Origin of the sequence: Enterococcus sp. BWR-S5 (assembly GCF_016745255.1) — a bacterium.
GTDB lineage: Bacteria > Bacillota > Bacilli > Lactobacillales > Enterococcaceae > Enterococcus_L.
The window spans coordinates 38,499-54,744 of the sequence record NZ_JADOEQ010000005.1 but is presented as its reverse complement, the minus strand read 5'-3'; the positions used below and the strand labels follow the sequence as shown (position 1 = coordinate 54,744).

At 40.6% G+C, this 16,246-nt stretch carries 15 protein-coding genes; 3 read left to right on the top strand and 12 right to left on the bottom strand.

Annotated features, from left to right (window positions below; all coding sequences use genetic code 11):
• Positions 1 to 271: 271 nt before the first annotated feature.
• Entirely contained in the window at positions 272 to 649 is a 378-nt protein-coding gene (locus tag IW510_RS07930; RefSeq protein ID WP_202058389.1) for a hypothetical protein, read from the top strand.
• A 140-nt stretch (positions 650 to 789) separates the two neighbouring features.
• On the opposite strand, the gene IW510_RS07925 is transcribed toward IW510_RS07930, so the two are convergent.
• The 4 genes from IW510_RS07925 to IW510_RS07910 all read right to left on the bottom strand — a co-directional run bounded on the left by IW510_RS07925 (position 790) and on the right by IW510_RS07910 (position 5,342).
• A complete protein-coding gene (locus IW510_RS07925; RefSeq protein WP_202058388.1) occupies positions 790 to 2,793 on the bottom strand; it encodes an ABC transporter permease in 2,004 nt (667 codons plus the stop codon).
• A complete protein-coding gene (locus tag IW510_RS07920; RefSeq protein ID WP_202058386.1) occupies positions 2,783 to 3,544 on the bottom strand; it encodes an ABC transporter ATP-binding protein in 762 nt (253 codons plus the stop codon). The genes IW510_RS07925 and IW510_RS07920 overlap by 11 nt, the downstream gene beginning before the upstream one ends.
• Before the next feature lie 125 nt (positions 3,545 to 3,669).
• On the bottom strand, positions 3,670 to 4,680 hold the full coding sequence (locus IW510_RS07915) for a sensor histidine kinase (RefSeq protein ID WP_202058384.1): 1,011 nt from the start codon (positions 4,678 to 4,680) through the stop codon (positions 3,670 to 3,672).
• Positions 4,677 to 5,342, bottom strand: a complete 666-nt coding sequence (locus IW510_RS07910; protein ID WP_202058382.1) for a response regulator transcription factor — start codon at positions 5,340 to 5,342, stop codon at positions 4,677 to 4,679. The genes IW510_RS07915 and IW510_RS07910 overlap by 4 nt, the downstream gene beginning before the upstream one ends.
• A 466-nt stretch (positions 5,343 to 5,808) precedes the next feature.
• On the opposite strand from IW510_RS07910, the gene fabF reads away from it, so the two are divergent.
• Positions 5,809 to 7,047: a beta-ketoacyl-ACP synthase II gene (gene fabF / locus IW510_RS07905; RefSeq protein WP_202058380.1), complete on the top strand. Its 1,239-nt coding sequence runs from the start codon at positions 5,809 to 5,811 to the stop codon at positions 7,045 to 7,047.
• Position 7,048: 1 nt separating this feature from the next.
• Entirely contained in the window at positions 7,049 to 7,483 is a 435-nt protein-coding gene (gene fabZ, locus IW510_RS07900) for a 3-hydroxyacyl-ACP dehydratase FabZ (protein WP_202058378.1), read from the top strand.
• A gap of 103 nt (positions 7,484 to 7,586) precedes the next feature.
• On the opposite strand, the gene IW510_RS07895 is transcribed toward fabZ, so the two are convergent.
• The 8 genes from IW510_RS07895 to IW510_RS07860 form a co-directional block, all read right to left on the bottom strand.
• Positions 7,587 to 8,357, bottom strand: a complete 771-nt coding sequence (locus IW510_RS07895) for a carbonic anhydrase (RefSeq protein WP_236674660.1) — start codon at positions 8,355 to 8,357, stop codon at positions 7,587 to 7,589.
• Between the two features lie 217 nt (positions 8,358 to 8,574).
• Entirely contained in the window at positions 8,575 to 9,249 is a 675-nt protein-coding gene (locus IW510_RS07890) for a methyltransferase family protein (protein WP_236674659.1), read from the bottom strand.
• Positions 9,250 to 9,520: 271 nt separating this feature from the next.
• Positions 9,521 to 10,843: a PTS sugar transporter subunit IIC gene (locus IW510_RS07885; RefSeq protein WP_202058377.1), complete on the bottom strand. Its 1,323-nt coding sequence runs from the start codon at positions 10,841 to 10,843 to the stop codon at positions 9,521 to 9,523.
• A gap of 5 nt (positions 10,844 to 10,848) precedes the next feature.
• Positions 10,849 to 12,129 carry an apiosidase-like domain-containing protein gene (locus IW510_RS07880; protein WP_202058376.1) on the bottom strand — a complete coding sequence of 427 codons (1,281 nt, stop codon included), beginning with the start codon at positions 12,127 to 12,129 and terminating at the stop codon, positions 10,849 to 10,851.
• Positions 12,130 to 12,149: 20 nt separating this feature from the next.
• Positions 12,150 to 13,016: an alpha/beta hydrolase gene (locus IW510_RS07875; protein ID WP_236674658.1), complete on the bottom strand. Its 867-nt coding sequence runs from the start codon at positions 13,014 to 13,016 to the stop codon at positions 12,150 to 12,152.
• A 41-nt stretch (positions 13,017 to 13,057) separates the two neighbouring features.
• Positions 13,058 to 14,479 carry an FGGY-family carbohydrate kinase gene (locus tag IW510_RS07870; protein ID WP_202058374.1) on the bottom strand — a complete coding sequence of 474 codons (1,422 nt, stop codon included), beginning with the start codon at positions 14,477 to 14,479 and terminating at the stop codon, positions 13,058 to 13,060.
• Position 14,480: 1 nt separating this feature from the next.
• Entirely contained in the window at positions 14,481 to 15,422 is a 942-nt protein-coding gene (locus IW510_RS07865; RefSeq protein ID WP_202058373.1) for a transketolase family protein, read from the bottom strand.
• Complete coding sequence (locus IW510_RS07860) at positions 15,409 to 16,245, bottom strand: transketolase (protein ID WP_202058372.1); 837 nt, start codon at positions 16,243 to 16,245, stop codon at positions 15,409 to 15,411. Before IW510_RS07860 ends, IW510_RS07865 begins: the two co-directional genes overlap by 14 nt.
• Position 16,246: the final 1 nt, after the last annotated feature.

Here is a 16,246-nt window from a genome sequence, read left to right as displayed (position 1 = left end):
TAAGTTGATTCTGGTTTTGCCTGCCTAACAGTAACAATCCATTAACACAATCAGAATACCACGTATTTTTTGAATTTACAAGCCGAAAAAACGATTTCAGTGCATTTTATTGAAAACCTTATCATTCAGTAAAAAATAACAGTCGTTTCAAATCACCGCTATCCTCCTTATAGAAATCTATGCTATAGTAACAAAAAAGGAGCATTTCTTAATTACTTCTACATGATTTTAAGATTTTTATACTAAAAACGAATAAAAAGGAGAAGATAAAATGACTGTTGCAATAATCGGAAGTTGTTTGCTTGGTTTCGTTGCTCTACTCTATATTACATTGGCCTTAGGATTTCCATTAGGAGAGTTTGCCATGGGAGGTGCTGATCGAGTCATGCCTAAGAAAAAAAGAGTCGCCTGTGCCATCTCCATACCGGTTCAGATTTTCGCAGCACTCACTCTTTTACAAGCCGGAAAAGTAATTTCTATCGGTCTACCTGATACTGTAGCAAAATATATTTGTATTGGGTTTGGGCTTTACTTTGCTCTCAATGTATTGATGAACCTAATGTCAAAAAGCAACAAGGAACGCTTTGTTATGACGCCCTTAGCAGCCATTACGGCATTTTCACTTTTATTTACAGCGTTTCATATGTAACGTATTTTCCTATAAAATATCGAAGCCACGATTCATACATTTCACAGCTTTGTAACTATCATCTAATCAGTTAATATGCAAATCGAGCTTGGATATGAGTAATGTCCCAAGCTCGAAATAATTTCCCTCTCACTCTTCCCCTATTTCTCCACCGCTCGTACAAAACTAATATACGTGACTAAGAAATAGATAAAGAAAATTGCTAAAAATAAAACTAGTGCAATCAGATAATAGTAGACGCCTGACATGCTTAAGCCTGTGTAATAAGCGAAGCTGTCACTTGCAAATACACCTGTGAATGCACTGACAAGCGTAGCGATCACTACCGGACATAAATAATAAATAGCCAATTGCTTCACTATCACTTTATTTCTTTCTCTGCGGTTCATGCCCAGATTTTTCAAAATTTGGTAACGGTATTTATACTTAGAAGCATCCGACAGCTGTTGAACAGCCAAGATACTCATCGCCACAACTAAAAAGACGATTCCCACATACCCTAGGGTAAAGCTGGCGCTTGCCGTCACACTATCCAATTCTGTGACTAAGCTTTCTCTTACTAAAATGGGTGTACTGAAGGTAATAAGCTGCTCACTACTCGTGCCATATTTAATAGCCAGTAGCTTGTCTTCAATGTCTCCATCTTCCAAGTAGCCTGAATCCTTTTCAAGTGCTTGTTCGATTTCGTACATCGAATCACTTGCCACATTTGCTGCCAAAATACTGTAGTATGGTGTAAGACTTGAAGCATAGCTGTTTGGAACAACTAAAATATAGTCTGCACCATTCATACCGCTTTGAGAAAAAGGATCTGTTATTACTTGGCGGCATGTCAATCGCTCACTGTTGATGGATAAATCATTATCAGAACCATACGCAGTAAGTGTATTTACCAGCTTTTCCTTTCCTTGAATTAGATACTCCCCATCTTCCAAACTAACTGCTTCAAAACCAGCCATTGCTCTCAAATGATTATAGTCGGAAAGCAGCATATATGTATCGTAATCAAAGTAAGCACTACGTCCTTCCGAATCATAGGCACCCTTGACCGTTTCATATAAATGCTCATTAAGCTTCGTCTGTTTGTCGTTGTCATAGACATGATAAGTGTAGGATTCCTCTATCTCACCATATTTTTCTATCGTTCCTAATTGCTGACTGAAATCTGTTGCCACGTGATCCTTAAGATAAAAAACATCGATATCCATCAGATTTCCATCGAATACCTCTTTTTGATAGCTGGAAAACAATAACACAAACATCCAGCTTAAAATCGTCACTGCAAACAAAATCGTAAGAGAACCCATTGTAAAACGCATCGTTTTGATTTTCGATGCCAGCTGGCGAAAAATGAAGATATTGGCTTCATGAGTAATTGCCTTACCCTTTTTCTGAATATAGCTGGTCAAGTACCCTGATAAACCGATAAACAGACCATAGATTGAAGCAAACAAGCCTGCCAGCAACGGCCAAATAAGCTGGACGTTCGCATGACCGGTATAAACAATCAGATGGAAAAAAAAGAGATACGCAAGACTGATTAGAAACAAGCTTTTTCGTTTTGTACTTACCTCGTTATTATTTTCCAGATAAAGCAGCTCGCGAATCTCCATTTTTTTAAACTTTCTGTTTATCCGCAATAATGCAAGGAAGTAGGCGAAAAAATAGACAGCCAATGTGAGGAGATACGTATAAATGTTTATATCGACCACAAACTGGTACTGTGAATCAAATACCGTAAAAAAGATAGTAATTAACGCCAGATGAAGCAAATAACCGGGAATCAATCCTAATAAAAACGTGAATGTACCAAGCAACAGGTGCTCTCGCTTAAACATTCTGCTTACCTGCTTTTTATCCATCCCAATCAGCAAGTATGTGCCGAACTCTTTGCTCCGCTTTTCCAACATGAAATTAATGATATATTTCGTTAGCCAGATAACAATGATAACTACAAAAAAAGTAGCTAAGCCGATGAATACAGCAATGGACGTTACCTCGTTAAGCAGCTCTCTTACCGAAGACGAGAAGAGCAAGCCGTTGAAGGCAAACATCAGTGACGAAATGATTGTCATCGTAATAATGTAAACAAGGTAATCCTTCACAGACCTTCTTGCATTTCTAAAGGATAATTTATTCAGCATGACTATCGCCTCCAATAGTCGCTAATACATCCAATATCTCATTCAGGAATTCTCGCCTGGTCCGCTCTCCCTTATACAGCTCTTGAAAGACTTCTCCATCCCCAAGAAACAATATTCGATTGCAGTAGCTGGCGCTGAACGCATCATGGGTAACCATCAAAATCGTCGCAGCCATTTCCTGATTCATTTTCTCCATCGTCTCCAAAAGCATTGCAGAAGATTTCGAATCCAATGCTCCCGTCGGTTCATCCGCCAAAATCAGCTTTGGTACAGTAATCAACGCGCGCGCACAGGCACACCGCTGCTTTTGCCCACCAGATACTTCATAGGGAAATTTATCTCTTAGCTCATAAATACCAAGCTGCTTCATCATCCGCTCTGCCTGTTCCGCTACTGCTCCTGTTGTTCTCTTCAGGCTTAAGGCCAGCGTAATATTTTCTTCCAAAGTTAGCGTATCCAGCAAATTAAAATCCTGAAAAATAAAGCCCAGATTTTCCTTCCTAAATTGCGCTAAACCGTCCTCGTCCAGCAAAGTGATATCTTGCTTGTCAAAATAAATATGGCCGGCACTGACGCGATCGATTGTCGCCAGCATATTCAGCAATGTCGTTTTACCACTGCCGCTCGTCCCCATGATTCCTGTGAATTCTCCTTCACTTACAGAAAAACTCACTCTATTTAAAGCTTTCGTAGTACTGCCTTTATTGCCATAATATTTCTCTACATCATCAATTCTTATCAACGGCTTCATTTTATATCATCCTTCCTTCCCTAAGAAGCCTGTTGTGGACTGACTTTTTAGAGAAACAAATAACTTTACAGCTTCAGTATAGTCATAACCGACTCTCTGTTATATCTATCCAGCTTGCATGAAAGTTACAATTCTGAAAGATAACTATTTTTTGGCAAGGTGATGGTTATTTCTGTATATTCCTCTTCAACAGAATCCCCGGTAATTGTTAACCCCAGCTTTGCGCATAGCTTCTTACACAAGTAAAGACCAAAGCCTGTCGCTTTTCCGGCATCCCTGCCATTTGTTCCTGTAAACCCTTTAGTGAATATCCGCGGCAGCTCATGCGCCTTGATACCGATTCCGTTGTCTCGGATTACCAGCTTGGTATTATCCTTTGTAGAAATCGTTCGAAAAGAAAGCTCTCCGGAATCGGCTTTCTTATATTTCACAGCATTGAACAGCACTTGATTGACGATAAAGGTCAGCCATTTTTTATCGGTATGGACCATAACTTCACAATCAACGGTGACCTGCATTTGATTGTGAATCAGCAAATACTTATTCTTCTTAATCAGCTCATTAATAATATCCTGCAGGTAAACTTCTTGAATAAGATAGTCTTGATGGACATAATCACTTCGTGCGTAAAAAAGAGCCTGATCCACTTGGTTTTCCAAATCAATCAAGTAAGTCTCAAGCTTCCTCGCTGCATTCCCTTTCATCTCAGCACTCATCAAGTGTAGACTGGTCATCGGCAGCTTCACTTCATGAATCCAAGCTTCAATAAATTCCTTATAGTCACTTTGGTCTTCTTCCAGCGAAACGATTGCTTCCATTGCAGAAAGCGTCGATTCTCGCAGAATCTCTTTATGCAGTTCATCTTCATAACGCCACGTATGCTCCATCAGCTCATAAATCAGATATGGCTTATCCAATTGAGCCATTTGTCTGGTAATACCATTGAAATAGCGTTGACGTTGATAGTAATCAATCCCCAGATAGATAAACAGCACACTTCCCCAAATAAGATCAATTAAAATAATCGTGAGGAGCGTATTTCCAACAGTGAGCAAATAAAAGGACAATAGCAATAGACCAGAAAAATTTAGAATAATCAGCAGCAGCTTGTCATGGATATAGCGAAATAGAGTCATATCTGATAACCAACTCCTCGTTTCGTTTGGATAAATCCGGAGATGCCAAGATTTTCCAGCTTATTTCTTAATCGAGTCATATTAACACTTAAGGCATTATCATCAATAAAAACATCGTTGTCCCAAAGATAAACAATGATATCCATCCTGGGAACGACCTCTTCCTTTCTTTGAAACAGGTAATGAAGCAGTTTAAACTCCGTCTTGGTCAGTTCAATCTCTTCACTTTTAAATGAAACCTTGTATGTGCTGATGTTCAAGGTCACTCCTCTATGTGTCATTACAAATTGTTCATTTGACTGATGGACTGTTCGCTTAAGAACCGCCTGTATCCGTGCCAAAAGTAAGGAAGGAGTGTAGGGCTTTGTAATAAAATCATCGCCACCCATTAAAATACAATCCAGTTCCGTCATTACATGATTATCACTTGTTAGAAAGATTACCGGCACAGTTGATGCTTGCCTTAAGGTACGACAAATTTCCTGGCCATTCTGATTCGGCAAATTCAAGTCCAATAGAACTAAATCAGGCGAATGAGCCAAAATTTGTTCTACCACTCCGTCAAAATGCTCAATCATCAACACTTCATAAAAAGCATTTTTCAACAGCAGCTTGAGCTCATTTCTTACATTTTTCTCATCTTCTATAATTAAAATATTCATAATTTTCCTCACTTCATTCACAGTCACTTCGCTTAAAGTATCACTCATGCTTTTCCATTATAGCATGTCTAAACAAGTGGAAAAACGTTGCTTTTAAACGTAATAAATAAACTTGATTACAAGTCTTTTCTCCACAAGTGGTACTCGCACTTCCGGCATAAAAAAATCCCATTCACTTTCGTTTTTATAATAATTATCATTTGTGAATAAAGTAACAATTAGATAAAATATAAGATGTTCTTAAATTAATTAAGTTGACGAATGAAAACACAACTGGTATCATCTGGTTGTGAATGATAATATCATTTCATAATTGAGAATAAAAAAAGACGACAGACATTTTTTAATGTCTGCATTATTAACGATAATACTTTGAAAGTCAAACTATTTAACTCGACTTATTAACAAAAGTATAAGTTAATAAAAGAATTATTACTTTGAAAATCAAACTATTTAGGAGGAACCTATGAAAAGAGTTGTAGTAACCGGAATTGGGGCAGTAACCCCTCTCGGCAATACAGTAAAAGAATATTGGCAGCGTCTAAAAAATGGGCAGCTGGGCATAGAAAAAATCACAAAATTTTCTTCAGATGAAATCGGCGTATCATTAGCCGGAGAAGTAAAAGACTTTGACCCCAGTGATGTTCTTGATAGAAAAGAACAAAAACGAATGGATCTCTTCTCTCAGTATGGGCTGACAGCCGCTTTAGAGGCTTGGTCAATGAGTGGTCTTGCTGAAACAGCAATTGATGCAAAACGCTTTGGCGTGATTGTCGGCAGCGGTATCGGTGGGATGACGACCTTACAGGATCAGGTTCGAGTAATGGATAAAAAGGGGCCTAAACGGGTAACCCCCTTCTTCGTTCCTATGGTTATCGCAAATATGGCTTCCGGAAATATTTCTATTCGACTTGGCGCTAAAGGTACATCTCAAACAATCGTAACTGCTTGTGCTTCTGCTACCAACGCGATTGGTGAAGCGTTTCGAGCAATCAAGTATGGAACAGCAGACATTATGATGACCGGCGGTACTGAGGCAACTATCTGTGAGATTGGTATTGCAGGCTTTGCTGCTCTAAGCGCCTTAAACACAACGGATGATCCGGCGCGGGCTTCCATTCCTTTTGATAAAGAGCGCAAAGGCTTTGTCATGGGTGAAGGAGCAGGCATGCTTGTTCTTGAAGAGCTGGAGCATGCTCAAAAACGAGGAGCTGAAATCCTCGGAGAAATTGTGGGCTACGGCAGTAACTGCGATGCCAGTCATATGACTGCTCCTTTAAAGGATGGCAGCGGTGCAGCTGACGCCATGCTGATGGCGCTGTCTGAAGCTGATATTCAGCCGGAAAGCGTCGGCTATATTAATGCTCATGGAACATCGACACCTGCCAATGATGCTGCAGAAACAACTGCCATCAAACGTGTTTTCGGTGAACAGGCAAAGAATATTCCTATTTCAAGTACAAAAAGTATGACCGGACATCTTTTAGGGGCAGCTGGCGGTATTGAAGCAATCGCCTGTGTAAAAACACTTCAAGATGATGTTGCCCACCCAACTATCGGATACAAAATTGCCGATTCAGAATGCGACCTTGATTATGTAACTGAAGGCGCTCGTTCAATCCAAGCTGACTATGCCATTAGCAACTCATTTGGATTTGGAGGACATAATGCTGTTATCTGTGTAAAGAAATGGAGAGATAAATAATATGGAAAAAGTAATGACAGTAACTGAAATAATGGACTTAATTCCTAATAGATATCCGATTTATTTTATTGACTACGTCGATGAGATAATTGCTGATAAAAAGATTATTGCTACAAAAAACGTAACAATTAATGAGGAATTTTTCCAAGGACATTTCCCGGGAAATCCGACAATGCCGGGTGTTTTGATTATTGAAGCGCTAGCACAGGTTGGCTCTATCTTAATCTTGAAGATGGATCAATTTAAAGGTGAAACGGCCTATATAGGCGGTATAAACAAAGCGAAGTTCCGACAAAAGGTCGTGCCCGGCGATGTTCTTAAACTGCATTTCGAAATCGTAAAGCTGCGGGATTTTGTGGGGATTGGTCAAGCAACTGCTTATGTTGACGGTAAGAAGGTCTGCGAATGCGAGCTGACTTTTATTGTCGGCAGATAACAAATATTTGCCTATTACATTGTAGCTAAATTTATCTAAATAGATGAAAAGAGCTGATACCCTATTTCCGAGTCGAATACGGGTATCAGCTCTTTCAATTCTATTACTCAGAATATTTAAGTATCACGCGTTCATTTAGCGGTTGTACTTCGCGATTATTATGGGAATATAACTTTTTAAAAGATTCAATTTGTTCAGTGGAAATTTCCACCGGATGCTCCAGCACATACCATTCTACATTTTCATTTAATGGTGGTGTGGTCAGCGAACCCAAGTAATGATAGTAGCTCTTATTGCTTGGCAACATATCATCTAAATCGGTGATTGGATCATCCTTTTCATTTTCGACATCATCAAGCACTTCCTGAAAGCCCTTGTTTGCTTCCCCTTCTTCAAAGAAAACGCCCACAACAGCAATTCGACCATCCTGAGCTGTGTTAACAAAATGCGCCTCCATCGGATAGTGTTCGCCATCTACTGTGTGCTCGCTTTGTGCATGAAAGTGAAACTGTGTCAATGTAAAGTTCCTACCATTAATTTGTGCAGTTCCTCCATCAGAAACCTGAATACTGTGGCCGTTATTTTCTACACTTGCAACATCTGAATCATAGTCCAGCACAATCGTCCCACTATCCTCTGTCATTGCCTGAGCCTTACTTGTAGAGATATCAATCGGTGACTGCATCTGACCGGCTGTAAATTCCCACTCCTCCTGGTTGTCATAATCAAGGTGCTCTTCTGCTTCCGCAGAGGATGAAGTACTCTCAGCAGTTGTTGTACTTGATGCTGCCGTTTGGCTTTGATTCGTTGCAGAACAGCCAGTTACCATGATGCTCATCCCAAATAAAAAAACAAATGTCGATACCTTTTTCAATGTGTCTCTTCCTTTCAAAAAACATTTAATCATTTAAACAAGCTAACTATTCATCTTATTTTTCACCCATTAAGATAATACCACCAGACAATACTATTTTCTAGCTTATTTTTGCCTACAAATTATTTATTTTTAAACAAAAACAAAAAAAACACAGCTCCGCATAAATTTCTTGCGTTTCTGCATTTTTTCTTCTATCAAAAGTGTTACATTTTTACTACCAAATAAAAGGAATTAATCGATAACGTACCTTCTTTGTATATTCTTTATATCCTGAAAGCTCTTGTTCAAGTATCTGTTCCTCGTTTCTAATTCTTTTTACCAATACAAACGGGTAAATCAAGAAAATAATGAACGCCGGAATCGAGCCTAAAACAAGCGGCATACTAAGAAATAGAATAACCGTTGCAGTGTACATCGGATGTCTGATTATACCGTATAAACCTGTATCCACCACTTGTTGATTTTCTTGCACTTCAACTGTTCGTGATAAATAAGCATTTTCCCGCATAACCTCCGCATACATTCCATAGGAAGCCAACAAAAGAATGGCTGAAAAAATAACAACATATGATGATAAATGACTCCACCCAAACCGAAAGTCCAAACCCGAAACAATAAAACCCGCCATAAACATCACAAAAGACAAAAGAACAACCTGTTTCTGTTCGTTCTCGTTTTCCTTTGTATTCAAGCGTTTAGCTAATAGCCCAGGTGCTTTAAACAATAAAATAATTCCAAGGAAAAACATCGGTACGAATAATATTCCTATTAAAAGCCACCCGTTCCAGAATTGAAATGTACCCGCCGGAAGAAACAGGAGTAGACCAATTACTACCAGCCCTAAACAAAACTTACTTAGTGCTTGAAACAAGAGTTTACTATTCATCATGCGCCCCTCCTATATCTTTTTCTAAACTATAACAAAACAACAGTAAGAAAGACAGAAAAGCAACGGCAAGCTTGTTTCATTCAACAGATTATATTCACTCTTTGTCAGAAAATATGGTAAAACCTATTGCTTCTAGCAGTGACTCTATTCAATTTAGCGATAGTTCTTTATCTTTTTCATAAAAAAAGAGACACAACCAGCATTCGTTCTGATTCGTGCCTCTTTTATTCACCGCTCCACTAGCAATAATCAGCAAGTAGTTCACGCATTTCTATACTGTTTTTCCATCAACTGACAGCTTTTCAGACTCTGTTTCACTGGCTTCCATTGCTGCTGCTTGTTCTTCACTTTTCACTTTTTCTTTATCCATAATTTTTACAAATGGCAGGTACAACAGACAGCCTGCAAGAACACAAATGATTTGCAGCAAAGCAATTTGCCAACCGCCAGCTAAAAAGCCGTTCAAAAAGATTGGTGTGCCGAATGGTACTTGGATACCGCTCAACCTTGGGAATAACCCGCTCCAAATTGCCAAATACGCAACCAAGGTTTGAACAAGCGGTGTCAAAATAAACGGAATGGCCATGAGTGGATTTAGAATCAACGGTAAGCCGAAAATCATCGGTTCATTAATGGTAAACATCCCCGGGACTGCACTTAGATTGGCTACTGTTCTTGACTGTTTTGATTTAGCTAACAGCAAAATGACAATAATCAGAGATAATGTACCTCCCGCGCCTCCGATACCGGCAAATAAATCGTAGAAGGATTTGCTCAAAATATTGGGTAAGTCCGAACGAGCAACGCCTGAAGCCAAGGCATCCATATTTTGAACATCCATTGGCAGGTAGAGAGCTGTAATAAAGCTTCCAACAACCAATGAACCGTGGATACCGAAGAACCATAGAACCATTTGAATAAGAACGATAAAGACTAACGATCCTACACTGGAAGATAAACTTTGCAACGGTGATGCCAACAGCTGATACACAAAATCTGAGAATGAACCGTAAGTGGTAAAGCTGAATAACCAACTGATAATGATTGCAATGAATCCTACGATAATAGCTGGAATTAATCCGGCAAATGTATCCGACACAAACTGAGGAACCCCTGCCGGCATTTTGATTGAGATGTTTTTTTCCAAAATCAGGCAATAGATTCGTGCGAAAACGAGTCCGCAAATCATCGCGGTGAATAGACCTTCTGCACCTAGTTTACTCATGTCCAAGGTAGTTGTCTCATCCAGTGTCGTCAACGGCGTCATCATTAAAAATGCAAACAAGGAAACAATTCCTGCCGGCACAGCCGATTGATTGAACTCCGTTGCCAGACGATGCCCTACTAGGAAAGCTGCGTACAACGAAATGACACCGACAGTCATGCTGTAACCAACGGAGAAATAACCGCCGAGATTGATTGAAGCGATAAAGTTTTTCCAGCCTTCAATTGGCAATACAGCCAGCAACAGCGCAATCGAACCAATAATATTGACGGGCAAAGTCGCCATCAACCCATTGGAAATAGCTTTCAAGTATTTATTATTCGAAATTTTATCTGCAAAAGTTAAGACACTATCCATATATTTATCCATTTTTTTCACTCCTTATTCTGTGCAATAATCAGGACATCTTCCAAACAACTATGTGTGTTAAACACCATCTCATTTCCATCAACCTCATATGACGGCTTCAATAAACGATTTTCCTTCAAGTCAATTAACGTAAGTTGGTAATCAGATAAATCAACTGCCAGTCGGATAGTTGTATTACTGGGAACGTATATAAAGTAATGTGTCTCGCCAACGGTTTTCGCCAGCCGTATCTGCTCGTCTCCTTTTAACAAATATTCGTTACAAGGAACTAAATTTTGAATTCGCAGTAAATCAACTAGCTGCTTTAGAAAACCATAGTCATTTGCTCCCGGAAATTGCAGCGCTTCCTCCCAATGTACAGGACTGTCAAATGCTTCCCCGATATCTTCAGCAAATGCTGCCTCCTCCCCATGCCAGCTCCAAATCCCATGTGCACCATAAGTGATTCCGGCACAGCCTCCGGATAATACAGATTGCCAGGCTGCTTTACGGACATCACGTTGACTGAATCGACCATAAACCTGACGGGCAAAACCCATCTGTTCATAACAAGGCTCTGAATTAATTATCGGGCGTTGACGTTCCAATTGATAAAAATGCTCCGCAAGTAGATAAGGCATGTTCAAAAAGGCGTTATTGTGACCGGACTGATACAAGTAGATATCCAAATGTTCGATGATTTCCTCCGGTATTTCCTGTAAACGTCCCTTTATATGAATTGTTTTCAGCGTATCTTTAGAATGCTTCTCAAAAAATTCAAATGCCTCCACGTACGTATCAATTGTTTCTTGTGTTGGAAAATCCGTATCTCCACCAATAAAATAGATAGGATTGAAGGAGTCAAAAGTGGTAATGATCTTTTCGTAGTACAAGTAACGATGTTCCTTTGATAAAATATTTTTGCCTTTGTTCATTCTACTTGCCCACGTACCTGAAACATAGTTGGACCATAAAACAACTAATGCCAATGTAAACTCATAGTCCTGTGCAATGCGGCAAAGTGTCTGAGCATGTTCAAAATACGCTTCGTTCCAAACAGAAAAATCATACTGACCATCCTTTTGCTCGGCCGGTTGTAAGTCGAATATACCGCGACTACGATCCCATTGAGGCAAGATGTTAATTTGAAGCGTATTAAAGCCCTGTGCCTTTCTTTTCTTTAAATACCTTACCCATTCGTCTTCCTTAATGCTGGTAAACGCACTCCAGCAAGTATCGGCGAGATAGAAAAAATGTTCTCCCTCACGAAGCAAGGTACGATTATTTGAACAAACTTCTAATTTCACTAAACGCACTCCTCTCTCTTTCAATCAATGTATGGTTGCAGCCAGCCCTCACAAAGCTCAAACCATTTTGCAACATGAGGGTTCAAATGACTTGACTTACGTGCCGTTGTTCGATCAGCTAAAGCCAATCCATGTTCTCCTTTTTCAAATACATGCAGCTCAAATGGGATATTAGCTCTAGCTAAAGCTTCTCCCAACTGCAAAGAATGTGTGACCTCCACCAGCTTGTCCTCTGTCGTATGCCAGATAAACATGGGCGGTGTCTGTTCATTCATGTGATTTAGTATATTCATGCTGCTTATCGCCTCTTTCGAAGGTCTTTTTTCTCCAAAAAATCGTTCATTGGCCGTCAACGGCTTTGAAATCAATGTCGCTCCAAAACCCATATCTTCTATAGGAAATGCCTTCTCCTGATAAACTAGCGGGTAGCCGACAATTGCCAAATTAACCTTCAGTTGTTCACTTGGCACTCCGATTTGCTCCGCAAGCTTCGGGTCATTCCAACGTGTTGCCAGCTGCAAGGCTACATGCCCACCAGCTGAAAAGCCGCAGATTATTACATTTTCTTCATCTATTAGCCATTGCTCCGCCCGCTCACGAATATAATTGACTGTCCGAGCAGCTTCTACCCATGCATTCGCCGGAGCATTCTTTATTTTATCTCCTGTCGTGTACCAAAGAACTGCACTGTTTAAGCCGATACTATTGAACTTCAGTGCAATCACTTCCGCTTCTCGGTCACTGGTAAAGGCATATCCGCCGCCTGGACAGACAATCACGATTGGACGTTTTTTCCCGCAATTGTATTCTTTAGAGTTATGAAGAAGATACGTATCAAAATAGGCAGTCTCACTTATCATTATTCTTTCTGTTTGCACCGCCACCATCCCTTTCTTTCTGGTTACGTCAATGCAGTTGATTCACGCCACTATCCAATCAAACGCTTCCATTTTCCGTAAGCCAAAGCTATCTTTGTCTGTTTCACAGATGGGTTGATTTTGGTCTCTGCCATTCTTGATTGTATGCTTGGATTAGCCAACATCGCTACACCTAATGCGGAAAATTCCTCCACTTCCCTCACAATGACTTCTTTATTCAGTAGAGTAGCCAATAACTCCATTAGCATTCTGTTTTTGGACACACCGCCATCAATAAATACATGGTTGATTTGTTCCCCGGAGACCTCTTCCATCACATCAATAACCGCTTTGATTTGAAAAATGATGCTTTCCAGAATGGCACGCAACAGCTCCTTTTGTGCCGTCGTTCGTGTAAGCCCTAAGAACGCCGCAGTCCGGTTATTGTCCCAAAAAGGAGCACCTAATCCCAGTAACGCCGGAACAAAAAAGACGGACGCTTCTTTCTGTTCTAATAATACCTCATTACACAACTCAGTGACATCATCTATAGCGGTGACATCTTGGCAAAACCAATTGATTGCATCGCCACAGGAACGAATGATTCCTTCTAAAGCATAAGCCTCGTTTTTTTGCTGCTGCCAAGCTGTCGTCGTCAAAATCCGAAGGTCTCTCAGCGTACTACGATTTTTTGCTTGCATCATAACTGAACAACCTGTTCCCATTGTAATTTTTACATCACCAAACTCCGTACAGCCTTCACCAAAGAGTGCTGCCTGGGAATCTGCCATAACGCCGACGATTGGAATCCCATGATAGGTACCAAATTCAGCATCAGCCTTTCTAATCTCCGGCAAATCCCCAGGAGCAATGCCAAATAGTCGAATCAGTTCATTATCCCACATGTCAGTGTTGATATTGTACAGTAAGGTTCGACAAGCATTACTAGCATCTGTCGCAAAAACAGCTCCCTGAGTCAGTTTCCAAATTAACCAACTATCCATTGTACCGATTGCCAACTCACCTGTTCCTGATTTTTCTGCTATTATCGGAAGCTCATCATATAGCCATTTGATTTTTGTTCCTGAAAAATAAGGATCTAACCGCAAACCCGTTTTTTGATTGATTGACTCCTCTACACCTTGTTCGATCAACTTGTCGCAAATTTCCGAACTGCGATTGCATTGCCAAACAATTGCATTGTAAAGCGGTTGACCTGTTTCTTTATCCCAAGCAATAATTGTTTCCCGTTGATTGGTGATGGACAATGCAGAGATATCCTTGTAAGCCAATAGATTTTCCTCAAAAACCAAGTCCAGCAGCTCCGTCACATTGTGCCAGATTTCGAGTGGGTCATGCTCAACCCACCCGTTCTGAGGATATATTTGTTTATGCTTTTTATCGTAGCGTTGAAGTATTTTGCCATTTTTGAGCAATAGCAGCTTCGTGCCCGATGTGCTTTGGTCGAGGACGATTTGATAGTTTTCTGCCATGTCAGCCACCGATAAATTCACTAGCTGTCTCAGCTAACGATTCCCCATCCAATCCATAATAACGAAATAGCTCCGGTCCCGAACCCGTGATAAGAGCTTCGTCTGGAAATCCAACGATTTTTTGCTTGATACCTGTTTCCTCAGCCAATGCTTCAGCGACTGCGGCACCCAGTCCATTATGAATACTATGTTCCTCTACTGTAATGACACATCCTGTTTTCCTCGCAGTTCTCAAGACTGCCGAAGTATCAAAAGGTTTCAAAGAATGAACATTCAGCACCTCTGCCTGAACCCCTTTACGGTTTAATAGCTCCGCTGCGTCCATCGCCTGCCTTACCGTTTCACCGGTTGCAATAAAAGTAACATCCCGTCCTTCAATCATCGTAACTGCCTTACCTATTTCAAAATCATAATCCAGCTGCTCATAACAATCCTGAACCGGATTACGACCTAAACGAATATACGCTGGGACATCCGAATCAATCAGTGCCTGAAACATGCGCACCGTTTCGAAACGATCCGCCGGCAACAAGACCTGTAAATTTGGAATTGCTCGTGCCACTGCGATATCCTGTAAAGAATGGTGACTCATTCCCAATGCCCCATAACTGACACCGCCACTAATTCCCACTAGCTTCACATTTTTATTGGAATAAGCAACATCTACCTTAATCTGCTCAATACTTCGCATACTCAGAAAGCATGCCGGAGAAGCAACAAAAGGATGTTTGCCCATATGAGCCAGTCCGGCGGCAATACTGACAATATTTTGTTCAGCAATCCCGACTTCAATTAATTGATTCGGTCGCTCCTCTCCAAACGCGACAAGTGATGCCGATCCACGAGAATCACTTGTCAGAACCAGCAAAGAAGGATCAAGCTTTGCTGCATCAATCAACACCTCACACATCGCTTGCTTATTTGCTATATTATTTTCCTTCATTGGTCAACACCTCCATTTGCTGGTCAAGCTCAGCTAACGCTTTTATCAACTGTTCTTCTGTCGGCACCTTATGATGCCAGCCCGCTTGGTTTTCTGCTTCTGAGAAGCCCCGCCCCTTTATTGTTTCAGCAATGATTAGCTTGGGTTGCCCCGGCTGATTGGGCTCGGAAAGTACTTGAACAAGCTCCTCCATATCATTTCCATCCACGACCAGTACCTCCCAGCCAAAGGCCCGCCATTTTTCATCCAATGGTTCAACTGACATAACCTCTTCCGATCGTCCGCTAATCTGCAACCCATTACGATCAATAATGGCTGTCAGATTATCCAGCCGATAGTTCGCCGCTGCCATGGCACCTTCCCATACTGAACCCTCAGCAAGCTCGCCGTCACCTAATAACGTATACGTATGATACGATTCATCATCCATTTTTCCGGCAAGGGCAATGCCTACAGCTACCGGAAGTCCATGCCCTAAGGAGCCAGTATTCATTTCAACCCCGTCCACCTTATTATTTGGATGCCCAATTAGGCGTGACCCAAATTTAGAAAAGGTTCGCAGCTCTTCTTTACTTAAGAATCCCTTATCCGCAAGTACCGCCCATAAAACTTCGGCAGCATGTCCTTTACTCTGAATATATTGGTCACGATTAGCCATTTGCGGTTGATTGGGATCAATAGTCATGACTTGATAATAAAGAGCAACTAGAATATCGGTACAGGATAAATCAGAACCTGTGTGTCCTGTTTTCGCTTCATAAACCAATTGAAGGATATCCTTTCGAATGTCAATTGCCTTTTTTTTCAGTTCAATAATTTCCATC

Bases quoted from the DNA above. Each gene is read 5' to 3' on its own strand.
- IW510_RS07930 (WP_202058389.1), top strand. From the start codon at position 272: ATGACTGTTGCAATAATCGGAAGTTGTTTGCTTGGTTTCGTTGCTCTA.
- IW510_RS07925 (WP_202058388.1), bottom strand. From the start codon at position 2,793: ATGCTGAATAAATTATCCTTTAGAAATGCAAGAAGGTCTGTGAAGGAT.
- IW510_RS07920 (WP_202058386.1), bottom strand. From the start codon at position 3,544: ATGAAGCCGTTGATAAGAATTGATGATGTAGAGAAATATTATGGCAAT.
- IW510_RS07915 (WP_202058384.1), bottom strand. From the start codon at position 4,680: ATGACTCTATTTCGCTATATCCATGACAAGCTGCTGCTGATTATTCTA.
- IW510_RS07910 (WP_202058382.1), bottom strand. From the start codon at position 5,342: ATGAATATTTTAATTATAGAAGATGAGAAAAATGTAAGAAATGAGCTC.
- fabF (WP_202058380.1), top strand. From the start codon at position 5,809: ATGAAAAGAGTTGTAGTAACCGGAATTGGGGCAGTAACCCCTCTCGGC.
- fabZ (WP_202058378.1), top strand. From the start codon at position 7,049: ATGGAAAAAGTAATGACAGTAACTGAAATAATGGACTTAATTCCTAAT.
- IW510_RS07890 (WP_236674659.1), bottom strand. From the start codon at position 9,249: ATGATGAATAGTAAACTCTTGTTTCAAGCACTAAGTAAGTTTTGTTTA.
- IW510_RS07885 (WP_202058377.1), bottom strand. From the start codon at position 10,843: ATGGATAAATATATGGATAGTGTCTTAACTTTTGCAGATAAAATTTCG.
- IW510_RS07875 (WP_236674658.1), bottom strand. From the start codon at position 13,016: ATGGTGGCGGTGCAAACAGAAAGAATAATGATAAGTGAGACTGCCTAT.
- IW510_RS07870 (WP_202058374.1), bottom strand. From the start codon at position 14,479: ATGGCAGAAAACTATCAAATCGTCCTCGACCAAAGCACATCGGGCACG.
- IW510_RS07865 (WP_202058373.1), bottom strand. From the start codon at position 15,422: ATGAAGGAAAATAATATAGCAAATAAGCAAGCGATGTGTGAGGTGTTG.
- IW510_RS07860 (WP_202058372.1), bottom strand. From the start codon at position 16,245: ATGGAAATTATTGAACTGAAAAAAAAGGCAATTGACATTCGAAAGGAT.